Origin of the sequence: Bacteroides sp., from assembly GCF_019417265.1 — a bacterium.
GTDB lineage: Bacteria > Bacteroidota > Bacteroidia > Bacteroidales > Bacteroidaceae > Phocaeicola.
The window spans coordinates 1-13,926 of sequence record NZ_DXVR01000018.1 but is presented as its reverse complement, the minus strand read 5'-3'; the positions used below and the strand labels follow the sequence as shown (position 1 = coordinate 13,926).

Below are 13,926 nucleotides of genomic sequence, written 5' to 3'. Positions count from 1 at the left end.
TCCTTTTAAATAAATCGTTACACATTCTCCAGTTCGCCGGAGTAAACATACCATATATAGCCTTTAATGCCAGTATATCCCATTTCCGATAGCAGGAACATATATTCCCTTACTTGAGTGGAGTATTCCGGCTTTTTCTTTCCGAATTTGAAATCTACCACTACCACCTCATCATCTTTCATCATCACTCGGTCCGGTCGTCTGGTCTGCATCTTTCCCTGTTCGTCATTATAGATTATGGAACATTCGTTATACAGTGTCCATTCTCCGCTATACCAGCCTTTCACTTCCTCAAGGCTCAAGGCTCTTTCTGCTATCTCGCTTATCTCTTCTGCCTTTTCTGCAGATTCTATCACACCTTCGAACAAGAGCCTTTCAATAGCTGAAGGTAAATCCTCTCTTGTGTCGATAGATGCAAAGAGTGTATGAAGCAGCTGTCCCTGTCTGATATATTGTGAGCGAAGGTTCTCTTCCTCATCCTCATCGCCTCTGATGAAGTCGGCAGAACGGTTGGACTGCTTGAAGTCAATCTCCGTTTCAAGTGATTCAATCTTTACATTAACTGCTTCCGGAACGGCTACAAGTCTGTTGGTGGTATCTGATTTCTTCTTATTACCGCTTATGCAGATTTCCCCATATTCATATACTATAGGTTCGTCGCTTTCTTCCGATTCTTCTTCCTCCTCGTCAAGTTCAACCATGTTGCATGTCATCTTGATATCCTTCATGCAGTCTATTGATTCTCTAAGCAGTCGTGATACGGTATCTTTCTTCTCGTCCTTGCACCACACTATCAGGTTTTTGCAAGCACGTGTGAATGCCACATACAGCAGGTTGAGATTATCCACCCACAGTTGCAGGCGTTCTTCTCTGTAGCTGTCGCTGAAATAAGATTCTGCCATGGCAGACGAATAATTTACAGGAGTAAGGTCAAGTTCGCAGAACGGTTCCTTGTCAGCATCCGCTTCGTTTATCTTGCACCATAGCATATGGTTGTTTGTTTCATTCTCCATCTTCCAGTCGCAGAACGGCAGCAGCACGGTGTGATATTCCAGACCTTTCGATTTGTGGATTGACAGGATTCTGATACCGGATATCTCGCCCGACGGGATAGTCTTGGCATAAAGAGTTTCGTTCCAGTATGTCAGGAATGAGGTCAGTTCCGAAGAATTGTTCTGCATATATTCAGTCACCGCATCATAGAAGGCACAGAGATAGGCATCCTGTTCTTCAATCATATCCATGCGGAAAATTACGAACAGTTTCTCAAGCAGCTCATACAGCGGCATAAGACTCATCTCCGGCAGCATAAGACGGAATTCTGCAGGAAGATAATCTTCAACGCTGTTCAGCAGTACAGTGTTATAATCAACATCCTTTTTGAGTATTTCCTTCTGATATGCCACTGCCAGTCTTGCACACGCTATTCTGTCCGTAGGCTCTGATATATACCTCAGTCCGTCGATAAGCATACATACCGCGAGCGAAGCATCAAGCCGGAAAGCCTCGTCAGAAACAACTCGGTACGGAGTATTCTTGTCGAAGTAATCTGCTATGGCAGGTATGCTTTTGTTCTTTCTCACCAGGATGGCAATGTCATTCACTCTGATACCTTTCTTGACCAGTGAATCAACTTCTTCTGCCAGCAGTTCCATAGTAGTGTCAGCGTAAGGATGTTCCTCACTGTTTTTCAGGAATGACAGTTTGATATATCCTTCCTTAGTTTCCTTTGAAGTGTTCTGGCGTACATCACTGTATGCATCAAGCAGCTGAGTGCAGTCCTCACCCTCATCAGCCTTGTATCTTTCGTTCAGAACCATGCATGCCGATGTGAAGATGTCATTGTTGAAAGCTATGATATTTGCCTCGCTTCGCCAGTTTGTATCCAGAGTCTTGGAGTTCAGTCGGAAACTTCTGTCCTTATCCAGTCCGGCAAGAATCTTCCAGTCGCCGTTTCTCCAGCGATAGATACTCTGTTTTATGTCGCCCACTATCATACTGCCTTCCTTCTGTGCAAGGCTTTCTTCAAGCAGAAGATGGAAGTTCTCCCATTGCATACGCGACGTGTCCTGAAACTCGTCTATCATCACGGTGTCGATGGTAGTACCAATCTTCTCATATACGAAGGATGCGTCGCCCTCCCTGATGATGCTGTGCAGCAGAGCGTTGGTATCCGAAAGCAGGAAGCGGTTATGATTAAGGTTCTGTTCCCTTACCTCGCTGTCTATGCGCATGAGTAATTGCAGATTGTTGAGATATCGGAGTGACATGTCGCACGAGTTCAGCACCTTGTTACTTGCCATTCTCGTGTTCTCCGCATCATTAAGTATCTGTATCAGAACCTGGTCTGCAAGTGATATAATAGTACTTTTATATTGAGAGGTCTTTGTAGTCCAGTTTTCCGCACCTTCCAGACATTTCTCTACTGTGGCATTTCGTACATCATCGCTCAGTTTTCCCGAAGCAATTTTATTGAAATAGCTTGCTATGCCTCTGGCTCCGTTCTTTAAATCAGTAGGGTTTAGTCCGTTTGCTTTCAGAATTTCCTGAAAGTGTTCGCTGAATCCCTTCATCGTGTCGAGGATTGACTCGCGTTTCTCCTGTAGCTTCTTTCTGTATTGCGGGATGAACTTAGTGTCCTTCAGCTTTTCTCGCAGAGTCACACCTTTTTCTATGTAAGCCTCGTCGAAGATATTGCGACCGAAACCTTTTATTTCGGAAGATACGTTCCATCTCTTGTCGTCGGCTATTCTTTCCTCTATATATTCGAGCAACCAGTAAAGGGTAGGCGACATACGGTCCAGCTTCTCAATCATACTGTCCACTGCATCGCTCAGTACATCGCCGTTGTTCAGCTCGATTGTCATATTTGCACCAAGTTCAAGCTCGCGTGCAAGATTCCTCATTACCGACTGGAAGAACGAGTCGATAGTCTCTATTCTGAAACGGCTGTAGTCGTGGATGATATTCTTCAGTGCAGTGTCAGCAGCTTTCCTTATTTCGTCAACGCTTTTATTTGAGGTCTTCATTATCTCTTTCAGATAGCCGTCCGAGGATTTCAGCGAAGTAGCGATACCGTATAGCTGACTGAGGATTCTTTCCTTCATCTCTGTAGTAGCCTTGTTGGTGAAAGTAACTGCCAGAATACGTCTGTATGAGTAGGGGTCTTCTATCAGTTGCCTGATATATTGCACAGCCAGGGTGAAAGTCTTTCCCGAGCCTGCCGAAGCCTTATATACTAATAGTCTTGGGTCCTGTTCCATATAGAATGGTTATTGTTGTAAAATTTTTTCAGCTGTTTCCATATATCTTATTATGTCCGTAGTGAGCTCCTTGACGTACTCTTTTGAGCGTTTATGACCAAGACGCACCACTATTGCGTTTTTCGAAGGTATGGCTATGATATACTGTCCCAACATACCTCTGAAGTACGGACATTTCTCTCCTTTATAGTCCATAATCCATGTCTGGTAGCCATAATATGAAAGCGGGTCTTTGCCCCACTGGTCTTTCAGATATGATGCCGGTGTCATGGACTCTTCTATATATTCCTTGCTGACCAGTTGCCTTCCGTTCCAGTTGCCTTTGTTCAGCATCAGCCGTCCGAACCTTGCGGCATCCCTTGCCGTGGTGTGGAAACAGCAGAACGACTTCTCGTCACCACCTTTTTTGTCGAGAAGCCAGAAAGCATCCTGTCCGGCCATCATCGGTTGCCACAGTCTCTTTTCCGCATATCTGCTGATGGTTTCACCTGTTGCCGCTTCTACTACAAATGACAGCAACTGAGTTTCACCGCTTCTGTAGGAATACTGCACTCCCGGAGTATCGACTATATCAAGACTCATAATGAGATTGTAGAGGTCATTTCCGTAATATCCGTGTGTGGTTACAGAGAAAAGCGAGGCATAAGCCTCGTCCCAGTCCATTCCGGCACTCATAGTAAGAAGGTTTCTGATAGTGATGTCCTTCTGCTTCCCACGGTTATATTCAGGTATGTATTTCACCACCTTGTCGTCCACGCTGCCTATCTTGCCCTCGTCAATGGCTATACCCACAAGCAGCCCCACAATGCTCTTTGTGGCAGAAAACAGGTTCGAAGTCAGAGTATCGTTCCATTCTCCGCGATAAGTTTCGTATAGAATACTGTCATTCCTTATTACCAGGAAGGATACCGTTTTCATATCGTCTATGTATGCCGAATCCTCCTTTGACAGTCTGAAAGAATTGTACTTGTCCGAAACAGCCCATTCCCGGCAAGAGTCCGGAGCATGAACAGTGGCATGTTCGAAAATGTCGAGGTCATCGATAGTGGGAAACCAGTGAATCAGTGCCTTTTTTGCATAGAAAGGAAGGCACAGATACGCGATGATTATTACAACCGGTATCGCTATGAGAATTTTTTTTCCTGTTTTCATAATTTTTTTTGTTTTATGACCGAACAAAAGACATCGTTCCTCTGTTATATATTTTGAAAGTTATACAAAAGCTTAATATTCTTGTTTGGTTTTATGTTGGAGTTATGTTTTTAATTCCTCATTGATTAAAAGTCCGTCAGTGTTTGTGAAAATGCTGACGGATTTTCATTTTATAACTTTATTCCTGCGAAAGAATATCCATATACTCCTCATACGATATATACCTGCCGCCCATCGACTTCAGATGCGGAGTCTCGAACTGGCAGTCTATCATCAGTCCGCCTCTTTCCTCAAGGAAACGTGCCAGATGTATAAGAGCAAGTTTTGATGCACTCGGCACGAGCGAGAACATACTCTCGCCGAAGAAACATCTTCCAATAGCCACACCGTAAAGTCCGCCCACAAGCCTGTCGTCTTCCCATACCTCCACGCTGGCTGCAAACTGCTGTTCGTGCAGTCTGATATACGCTTCCGTCATTTCCGAACCGAGCCATGCACCTTCCTCATCCTCGCGCAGTTTTCCGCATTGGCGTATCACATCCTCAAAAGCCTGGTTGATAGTTATTCTGTACTTCTCCTTATTTATAAGCGTACGCATTGAGTGCGACACATGTATCTCCGAGGGGAAGATAACGAACCTCTGCATAGGGCACCACCATTCTATGACATCCCTTTTGAAGGCATACCACGGAAAAATCCCGTAAGAGTATGCCAGCAGCAGCCTGTCGATGGACAAGTCGCCTCCTATGGCAAGCAGCCCGTCCGGTTCCCCCAGATGAGGGTCCGGAAAGGCAATCCTTTTACTCAGCTTGAATACCATACCTTATCACTTCTTTAGGGTTATGGCCGGAATATCATTCTTGATGCTGACAACGGCATGACCACCGTTCTTCAGTTTGCCGAACAGCATCTCCTTCACGAACAGCGGTTTCAGATGATGGCCTATCACTCTGTCCATCTCACGTGCGCCGTATTCCTTGGTTATACTCTTCCTGAGCAACCATTCCTTGGCATCTGCCTCCATTTCCATTGTCACCTTGTTAGCCTCAAGTTTTGCGCTGAATTCCCTCAGTTTCTTTTCGAGGATTAGCTTGGCCATGTTGCTGTCCATATCGTTGAACACCACTGTGGCCGACAGTCTGTTAAGGAACTCAGGCTTGAATGTTTTCTTCACCTGTTTCAGCATTGAGTCGCCGGCAGTGGCCTGTCCCCTGAATCCTATAGAAGCCTGATGGGCATACTGTGCTCCCGCATTCGATGTCATAATCAGAATCAGATGACGGCAGTCCGACTTGCGCCCCTTGTTGTCGGTAAGCACGGCATAGTCCATCACCTGCAGCAGTATGTTGAATATGTCCGGATGCGCCTTCTCTATCTCGTCAAGCAGCAGAACACAGTTCGGAGTCTTGCGTATGGCATCAGTCAGAAGTCCGCCTTCCTCATACCCCACATATCCCGCAGGCGAACCGATAAGTTTCGCCACGGTATGTTTCTCCGAGTACTCACTCATATCGAACCGTACCAGGCCGATACCAAGCTCGGCGGCAAGCACCTTTGCAATCTCTGTCTTACCCACACCCGTAGGACCGACAAACAGAAGGCTCGCTATAGGCTTGTTGTCGTCGTTAAGTCCGGCTTTCGACATCATCACAGCCTCCGTCACCTGGGTGATGGCCTGGTCCTGGCCGTAGATAAGCGATTTCATCTTTGCCGGCAGATGCTCAAGCTCCGTATTGTCTTCCTTGGCAGTGATGGATTCTATCTTGCACATCCTTGCAAGTATGTCCGAGATAAGCTCTTTTGTAACGATATTTTTATCTTTTCCGTCATTGTGAATCTCCCTGTATGCACCTGCCTCGTCTATCAGGTCGATAGCCTTGTCCGGCAGGAACTTGTCCTTGATATACTTGTCGCTCATGCTGACGGCATACTCTATCACTCCCTTGCGGTATTTCACATTGTGGAATGCCTCGTATCCCTTTATCAGTCCCTTGATAATCTTGACAGTATCGTCAGTGCTCGGCTCCAGGATATCTATCTGCTGGAAACGCCTTACCATACCCTTGCTTCCGGCAAAGTATTTGTTGTACTCTTCATAAGTGGTTGAACCAATGAATTTTATGTTTCCTCCTTCAAGGTATGGTTTAAGCATGTTCGATGCATCTAATGAGCCGTCGCTCGTTCTTCCTGCACCTATAAGGTTGTGTATCTCGTCGATGTAGATAATGGCCTTACCTTCTTTTTCAGCTCCAAGCATAATGCCCTTCAGCCTCTTTTCAAACTCGCCGCGGTACTGGGTGCCGGCTATGATACCGCCAAGGTCAAGCTCATAGATACGGTAGCCTTTCAGTTTTTCCGGCACATTGCCTTTCTCTATTCTTTCCGCCAGACCATAGATGAGGGAAGTCTTTCCCACACCCGATTCGCCTATATGCAGAGGATTGTTCTTCTCCTTGCGGCACAGAACGCGGATAGTCTTTTCCAGTTCCTCCTCCCTCCCGATAAGCGGATTGTGGCTGTCCGGATTATCGTTTATGCAGGTTACGAAGTTCTTCCAAGTTTCGTTCTTCTCGTAGCCGTGTTCATGCTCTTCGTCATCGTAGTCGTAGCTGTATTCATCAATCAGCATACTTGTAAACTCGGCCACATCGTCCTTCAGAGTACTCTTCAGGATATAGGCCGCCCATGAGTCTGTCAGTTCCAGCATACCCTGCACAAGGTGCGGAACGTCTATCTCGTTTGCTCCCGAAAAAGAAACTATCAGATGCGCTTTCAGAAATACCTCCGCCATCTGCGATGAGTTCTCCGGTTCGTACCGGGTATCTTCCGGCAGAACCTCGAACTTGGTGTTCAGAATCTCCTTTATCTTCTTTTCAAGTTTGCCTATGTTGCACGCCATGTCCTCCAGGGCATATACGAACTCATCCTGCTGGATGAGAGCATACAGAAGATGTTCGGGAGTGACAAACTCATGTCTCCTGAACTTGGCTTCCGTATGTGCAACTTCCAATGCTTTATTTACGTGTTTAGTATATTTCAAGTCCATATTTTCTGTTGTGAAAGTTAAGCCTGCTTGTCCTCAGGCAATACTGTAAGTTTTAGCGGGAATCCTTCCTCGCGCGCCATGTCCGTGGCTTTTCTCACCTTCGACAGTGCGATGTCATAGCTGTAGATGCCTACCACGGCCGAACCGCTCTTGTGTACGCTCATCATCAGAGTCTCGGCCTCTGTCTCCGATTTGAAGAATACTGTAGTCAGAACTTTTACCACGAAATCCATGGTTGTGAAGTCATCGTTATATATGATGACCTTATAACGTCTCGGCTCTTTCAGGCTGACACGTCCTTTTTCCTTTATGTTTGTTTGCTGTTGTCCCATAATGAGAACAAACTTAATAAAAAAACTTTAAATCTCAATGAATGTTCATTTTAAATAAAAGAATAAAGCCTCATAAACAGTCTATTCGTGATAAACTTTTTATGAGGCCTGTATATTCAGTATGCTGTTTGTCAGATTCCTGCAAATTCTTTAGCAAGCTGAGTCATCTGTTTCAGGAAGTTGGTTTTGGTATCTTTCAGCTGTACGGTAATAGTAAATTCATCGTCGTAAGTTACACTCATATTGTCGGCATTCTTCAGAACGCTGCCTATAGCAGTCATTTTGGCATTGCCCGACTTTAATAACATCTGCATTATCGGGAGCCGGCTCAATGCGTTGAAGTCGATAATGTAAGCCACTTTCTTACCCTTGATGTCTTTTGCATATGAGTTGTCCTCGGCCGATGCTTCAGGCTTCTTGCCTATATTCTTATATGTATTCTCATTGTTCGTAGCATAAATCATATCGTCCTTATAGCCCAAGAATATGTTATCCCTGCCTGTCTGTATCAGATATGCATTCTCTTCAAGCTCTGTAAATTTTGAATATCTTGTAAGTGAGTTACTGTCTTTATTGTTGTACAGTTCCTTGAGGATGTCGCCGTTCTTCGCCTCTGCATAAACTACCATGGCCGGTATTTCAGTCATATTGAAGTCAGTTACCCCGAATGTGATTTCCTTGCCTACAGATTTGAGCACCTTTTCTATTGTTTCTGCATCTTCCAAGGAAATGTTTTTCTGGAAATCCTTGTTCTCTTTCAGCATCTCGAATATCTTGTCGTTCTCTATGCTGACACTTATCAGACATAGCGTTGATTTAGGGAGATATCCAAGCATCGAATTCTTGATAGGAGAGAAGTAGTCATTATGTTTCTCGTACAGTTCCTTTATCTTTTCGTCGTCAGTATAGAATTCCGATTTGATTACAAGTTTTCCGTTTTCGAAGAATATGCCGGAAATGAGTTTACACTCTTCAGCAGCCCCGCCTATTCCTATACTCTTTTCCAGTATCTCTTTGTAGTCGTTGTCCAGTTCCTCAAAGTTATTGTAAATGGCGATGTCCGCTTTCTTGTCCTGCATTCTGATGAAACCTTTGTCGGATGCGATACTCTCTTCGCTTTTGCCGTTCAGAACTTCTATGGCATTCAGTTTCAGTTTGTCGCTATCGCCTGCAGTCTTGCTTTTCACAGCTATCAATGTGTTCTCGTTGAAAGCGATGTAGCTGTAGCCGTCTATCTGTGAAAAACTGTAGCCCTCTTTTTCTGTCAGTTCGCTTATCTCAGTGTCATTCCCCAAGAGCTTTATGCTGTTTGCAAGCGATTCCTTGTCTGTAACTTTTGCAGCGAGTATCATGTCGTTTTTGTCGGAATAGAAAGCATAAACCGGTTTGCCCAAGTCTATTCCGCATTCATCCGGGTTCTTAATGATGCTTTCCAGTTTCTCGAAGCTTGCCGCGTTCATTTCCTTTTTCAGCATGTCTGTCCGTTTGCCTAAAGCTTCTTTGTTCTCCTTGTCGTTTATGCCGGCCTTTTCGCCCAACGCTTTCAGGTTTATCGATGCCACCATAGGAGTGTCCTTAGGAATTACGTTCAGATAATCGTCTGATTTGGAGCATGATGCAAGGAATGATACTACCGTAAGTAGCAGCACTACAGATAAATAGATGTTTTTCATAACATAAAAAATTAATAAGTTATACAATAGTGATAATCCGGATTTTATTCCTGTTATGCAAAAATATGATTTTTCTTGATAATTGTACTGTTAATCATGGTCTTTTTTTACAAGTTGTCGATATTGACGGAAAGATAAACTTGATTCTGTACATTCTTGGAAACGACTTTATATTTTCTGTAAATATAAGTTGTGTATATATAAATACAGCTTATGTTTTTATAAATACAAGTTGTATTTATAAAAATAAAGATTGTATTTACAGAAAATGACGAGTCAAAATACAGTTTTTGTCAGCCCGATTCAGTGATGTTTATACGGTGTTGGCCTGTCTGTATATAAGATACTCTGCACCCCGGGATTACAAGCTGAAAACTATGCTTTCACTTTGTACTTCACTCTGTTTGCACTATCTTTGCGGTAAAATGTGCTGCTGAAACTACGTTCGGCAGGAAAAATTATCAGATTCTTATATAAACGTTCAGAAAAAACTATAATGGCAACAAGTACACAGCAGAAACAGGAATTGTTCAAGACCATATGGGCTACGGCCGAAGATTTGAGAAACAGTGTCGACGGATGGGATTTCAAGCAGTACGTCCTCGGAATGCTTTTCTACCGCTTCATTTCGGAGAATATCACCAACTACATCAACAGACTCCAGCAGGAAGCAGGGATGGACGGCTTCGACTATGCTTCTTTCTCCGACGAGGAGGCCGAAAGCGCACGCGATATGATAGTGCAGGAAAAAGGTTTCTTCATCCTTCCTTCCGAACTGTTCTGCAATGTACGTTCTAATGCGAAGAACGACCCTAACCTGAACGAAACACTGCAGTCGGTGTTCGACAATATAGAATCGTCTGCCAAGGGAACAGACAGCGAGGACGACCTGAAGGGGCTTTTCGACGATATAGACGTGAACAGCAACAAGTTAGGCAATACCGTGACCAAACGCAACGAAACACTCTGCAAGATTCTGAACACAATAGGAAGTCTCGACCTGAAAGGCGATTATGCCGACAATCAGATAGACGTGTTCGGCGATGCGTACGAGTTTCTTATGACCATGTATGCCGGAAATGCCGGAAAGTCAGGCGGCGAGTTCTTCACCCCACAGGAGGTGAGCGAACTGTTGGCACGCATCACTGTGGTGGGTAAAAAAGAGGTGAACAAGGTCTATGACCCTGCCTGCGGTTCCGGCTCACTGCTGCTCCAGTTTGCCAAGGTGTTGGGCAAGGAGAATGTGCGCACAGGTTTCTTCGGACAGGAAATCAATATCACCACCTACAACCTCTGCCGCATCAATATGTTCCTTCATGACATCAATTATGAGAAGTTTGACATCCATTGTGGCGACACGCTTACCGAGCCGTATCACTGGGATGACGAGCCTTTCGATGCCATAGTTTCCAATCCGCCTTATTCCACCAAGTGGGCAGGCGATTCCAATCCGGTGCTTATCAACGACCCGCGTTTCGCACCAGCCGGAGTGTTGGCGCCGAAAACCAAGGCCGACCTTGCCTTTACTATGCACATGCTGTCGTGGCTTTCCACCGACGGAACAGCGGCAATAGTCGAGTTCCCCGGTGTGCTCTATCGTGGCGGAGCGGAGCAGAAAATCCGCAAATATCTGATAGACAACAACTATGTGGATACAGTCATCCAGCTGCCTTCCAATCTCTTCTTCGGAGTGTCGATAGCCACCTGCATCATAGTACTGAAGAAAAGCAAGAAGGAGAACAAGACTCTGTTCATCGATGCCGGTGCCGAGTTTATCCACGAGGGCAACAAGAACAAGCTCTCGCCTGAAAACATAAATAACATCCTTAATGAGTATATCGACCGCAAGGAGGTGAAGCATTTCTCTGCCTTGGTGGATAATGCCGCCATAGCCGAAAACGACTATAATCTGTCCGTGAGCAGCTATGTAGAGGCTGAAGACACCCGTCCGCAGACGGATATCAAGGAACTGAACGAGCGCATACGCCGTATCGTGGCACGCGAGAACGAGTTGCGCACGGATATAGACAGAATAGTGGCAGAATTGGAGGAGGACGGACTATGAACGGGATACAGGGAAATATAAACACTTTCTTAGATGACATACGTGTCATTATAGATTCTGCACGCAGTAATGCGGTGCGAAGCGTTGACTTTTGCCGTGTTCAGATGTATTGGCAGATGGGCAGACGCATATTCGAAGAAGAGCAACAGGGAAAGGACCGTGCCGACTATGGCAGCTACCTTATAAAGAATCTTGCAAAATATTTGCAACCAGAGTATGGAAGTGGGTTTTCATATCGTCAGTTGGCTTTTTGCAGACAGTTTTATCGTCTTTATCCAATTGTGAACGCACTGCGTTCACAATTGAACTGGACACAATATAGAATGCTGATTCAGATACCGGATAAGGATAAACGTGAGTATTACGAGCTTGAAACAGTAAACAACTGTTGGACAGCCCGCGAAATGGAGCGCCAGATAAATTCCCAACTTTACGAACGTCTGTTATTGAGCAATGACAAGGAGTCTGTCCTTGCTGTTGCTCGTAAGGAGCGCATTCCGCAGTCGCCTTTGGAGATTATCAAGGAGCCTATGTACTTGGAATTTCTGGGGTTGGAACGTCAGCCTGCCTATTATGAGAAGGATTTGGAATCTGCCATAATAACTCACTTGCAGCATTTTATGTTAGAGTTGGGGCAGGGGTTTACTTTCGTGGCGCGTCAGAAACGCATCATGCTTGAGGATGACGAGTTTTTTGCCGATTTGGTATTCTATAACCGTCTGTTGAGATGTTTTGTGGTGATAGAACTGAAAACCGGCAAGCTGACACATCAGGATTTGGGTCAGTTGCAGATGTATGTCAACTATTACGACCGCATGGAGAAACTGCCGGAAGAGAACTCTACCATCGGTATTCTGCTCTGTACCAGTAAGAATGATACCGCTGTCCGTATGGCTCTGCCGGAGGACAACAAGACCATATTGGCAAGCGAATATCAACTCTATCTGCCTACTCAGGCGCAGCTTATTGACGAGATAAACATCGTGCGCAAGATGGTGGAAGAAAGTCGGAACTTTAAAAATGAGGAGGATGAACAATGAGTAAGTTGCAGGAATTAATAAAGGAACTTTGTCCTGATGGGGTGGAGTTTATGAGAATGGATGAAGTCTTTGAAATGAGGAATGGTTATACTCCTTCTAAAGCAAATGATAGATATTGGAATAATGGTACAATTCCGTGGTTTAGAATGGAAGATATTAGGCAAAATGGACGAATTTTGTCTGATTCTATACAACATATAACAAAAGAAGCAGTTAAAGGTGGCAGATTATTTCCTGCAAATTCTTTTATAATTGCCACTACCGCTACCATAGGCGAGCATGCGCTCGTAATTGCTGATTCGCTTGCGAATCAGCGATTTACGAATTTAACAATTCGTAAATCGCTGGTAGAACAAATACTTGTCAAGTATTTGTTCTACTATTTATTCATTGTTGGAGAATGGTGTAAGAATAATACCAATATTTCTGGATTTGCATCTGTTGATATGAGTAAATTTAGGAAATTGGAAATACCTCTTCCTCCCCTTGAAGTCCAAAACGAAATAGTCCGTATTCTCGATACCTTCACATCGCATGCAGCGGAGCTGCAAGCGGAGCTGCAAGCGCGAAAGGAACAATATGAGTATTATCGAAATAAGTTACTCACTTTTGATGAGAATGATGAGGGGGTGAAGTGGATGACGTTGGGGGAAATTGGTACTTTTGTAAGAGGTAATGGACTCCAGAAAAAGGATTTTACAGAAATAGGAGTTGGATGTATTCACTATGGCCAAATATATACATATTATGGTACTTCAACAGATACTACAAAATCTTTTGTATCTTATGATTTGGCGCAAAAATTGACAAAAGTGAAAAGTGGAAATCTTGTAATAGCGTGTACAAGCGAAAATATAGAAGATGTATGTAAAGCTGTTGTTTGGTTAGGTGAAGAAGATATAGTAACTGGTGGTCATGCGTGTGTATTTGCACACAATGAAATCCCTAAATATATAGCATATTTTTTTCAAACAGAATATTTTTTCCAACAAAAGAAAAAGTATGCGAGAGGAGCAAAAGTTATAGATATTAAAATGTCTGATTTATCAAAAATATCAATCCCCATCCCTCCACTCTCCGAACAGCAACGTATCGTCTCCATCCTCGACAAATTCGAGTCCCTGGTAAACGACCTCACCGCAGGACTTCCTGCAGAGATAGCCGCCGTTCAGGAACAATACGAGTATTATCGCAATAAACTGTTGACATTCAAAAGAATATAATTATGATGGATTTTCAAACATTCAAAGAAAAGATTAAAACAATCAAAGTCGTGTATAGTGTGAGCCGTAATATTCCTTCCTTAAATCCGCAACTCCATTCCCGAAGTGCTACCTAATAAAGAGAAATGGACT

Annotated in this window: 9 protein-coding genes; 3 read left to right on the top strand and 6 right to left on the bottom strand. The window is 44.1% G+C overall.

What is annotated here, in order from left to right:
* Window positions 1-17: 17 nt before the first annotated feature.
* From QZ379_RS04015 to QZ379_RS03990, 6 genes are all read right to left on the bottom strand, one after another.
* A complete protein-coding gene (locus QZ379_RS04015; protein WP_291558592.1) occupies window positions 18-3,263 on the bottom strand; it encodes an exodeoxyribonuclease V subunit beta in 3,246 nt (1,081 codons plus the stop codon).
* A 9-nt stretch (window positions 3,264-3,272) separates the two neighbouring features.
* Window positions 3,273-4,415, bottom strand: a complete 1,143-nt coding sequence (locus QZ379_RS04010; RefSeq protein WP_291558590.1) for a serine hydrolase — start codon at window positions 4,413-4,415, stop codon at window positions 3,273-3,275.
* 178 nt (window positions 4,416-4,593) lie between these two features.
* Window positions 4,594-5,235, bottom strand: a complete 642-nt coding sequence (gene aat / locus QZ379_RS04005) for a leucyl/phenylalanyl-tRNA--protein transferase (protein ID WP_291558589.1) — start codon at window positions 5,233-5,235, stop codon at window positions 4,594-4,596.
* A gap of 6 nt (window positions 5,236-5,241) precedes the next feature.
* A complete protein-coding gene (locus QZ379_RS04000; RefSeq protein ID WP_291558588.1) occupies window positions 5,242-7,461 on the bottom strand; it encodes an AAA family ATPase in 2,220 nt (739 codons plus the stop codon).
* A 17-nt stretch (window positions 7,462-7,478) separates the two neighbouring features.
* Window positions 7,479-7,793 (bottom strand): ATP-dependent Clp protease adaptor ClpS, encoded by a 315-nt coding sequence (locus QZ379_RS03995; protein WP_291558587.1) that lies wholly within the window; start codon window positions 7,791-7,793, stop codon window positions 7,479-7,481.
* Between the two features lie 131 nt (window positions 7,794-7,924).
* Window positions 7,925-9,466, bottom strand: a complete 1,542-nt coding sequence (locus QZ379_RS03990; RefSeq protein ID WP_291558586.1) for a DUF4836 family protein — start codon at window positions 9,464-9,466, stop codon at window positions 7,925-7,927.
* Window positions 9,467-9,962: 496 nt separating this feature from the next.
* On the opposite strand from QZ379_RS03990, the gene QZ379_RS03985 reads away from it, so the two are divergent.
* The 3 genes from QZ379_RS03985 to QZ379_RS03975 are packed head-to-tail and all read left to right on the top strand — an operon-like array spanning window position 9,963 to window position 13,794.
* Complete coding sequence (locus tag QZ379_RS03985) at window positions 9,963-11,531, top strand: type I restriction-modification system subunit M (protein WP_291558585.1); 1,569 nt, start codon at window positions 9,963-9,965, stop codon at window positions 11,529-11,531.
* The gene (locus QZ379_RS03980; protein WP_291558584.1) at window positions 11,528-12,571 is read left to right on the top strand and encodes a PDDEXK nuclease domain-containing protein; all 1,044 of its coding nucleotides are present in this window, start codon (window positions 11,528-11,530) and stop codon (window positions 12,569-12,571) included. Before QZ379_RS03985 ends, QZ379_RS03980 begins: the two co-directional genes overlap by 4 nt.
* On the top strand, window positions 12,568-13,794 hold the full coding sequence (locus QZ379_RS03975) for a restriction endonuclease subunit S (RefSeq protein ID WP_291558583.1): 1,227 nt from the start codon (window positions 12,568-12,570) through the stop codon (window positions 13,792-13,794). Before QZ379_RS03980 ends, QZ379_RS03975 begins: the two co-directional genes overlap by 4 nt.
* Window positions 13,795-13,926 lie beyond the last annotated feature (132 nt).

What these genes read in the sequence shown, in the direction of transcription:
- QZ379_RS03980 (WP_291558584.1), top strand. Translation starts at nt 11,528, where the DNA reads ATGAACGGGATACAGGGAAATATAAACACTTTCTTAGATGACATACGT.
- aat (WP_291558589.1), bottom strand. Translation starts at nt 5,235, where the DNA reads ATGGTATTCAAGCTGAGTAAAAGGATTGCCTTTCCGGACCCTCATCTG.
- QZ379_RS03985 (WP_291558585.1), top strand. Translation starts at nt 9,963, where the DNA reads ATGGCAACAAGTACACAGCAGAAACAGGAATTGTTCAAGACCATATGG.
- QZ379_RS03975 (WP_291558583.1), top strand. Translation starts at nt 12,568, where the DNA reads ATGAGTAAGTTGCAGGAATTAATAAAGGAACTTTGTCCTGATGGGGTG.
- QZ379_RS03995 (WP_291558587.1), bottom strand. Translation starts at nt 7,793, where the DNA reads ATGGGACAACAGCAAACAAACATAAAGGAAAAAGGACGTGTCAGCCTG.
- QZ379_RS04000 (WP_291558588.1), bottom strand. Translation starts at nt 7,461, where the DNA reads ATGGACTTGAAATATACTAAACACGTAAATAAAGCATTGGAAGTTGCA.
- QZ379_RS04010 (WP_291558590.1), bottom strand. Translation starts at nt 4,415, where the DNA reads ATGAAAACAGGAAAAAAAATTCTCATAGCGATACCGGTTGTAATAATC.
- QZ379_RS04015 (WP_291558592.1), bottom strand. Translation starts at nt 3,263, where the DNA reads ATGGAACAGGACCCAAGACTATTAGTATATAAGGCTTCGGCAGGCTCG.
- QZ379_RS03990 (WP_291558586.1), bottom strand. Translation starts at nt 9,466, where the DNA reads ATGAAAAACATCTATTTATCTGTAGTGCTGCTACTTACGGTAGTATCA.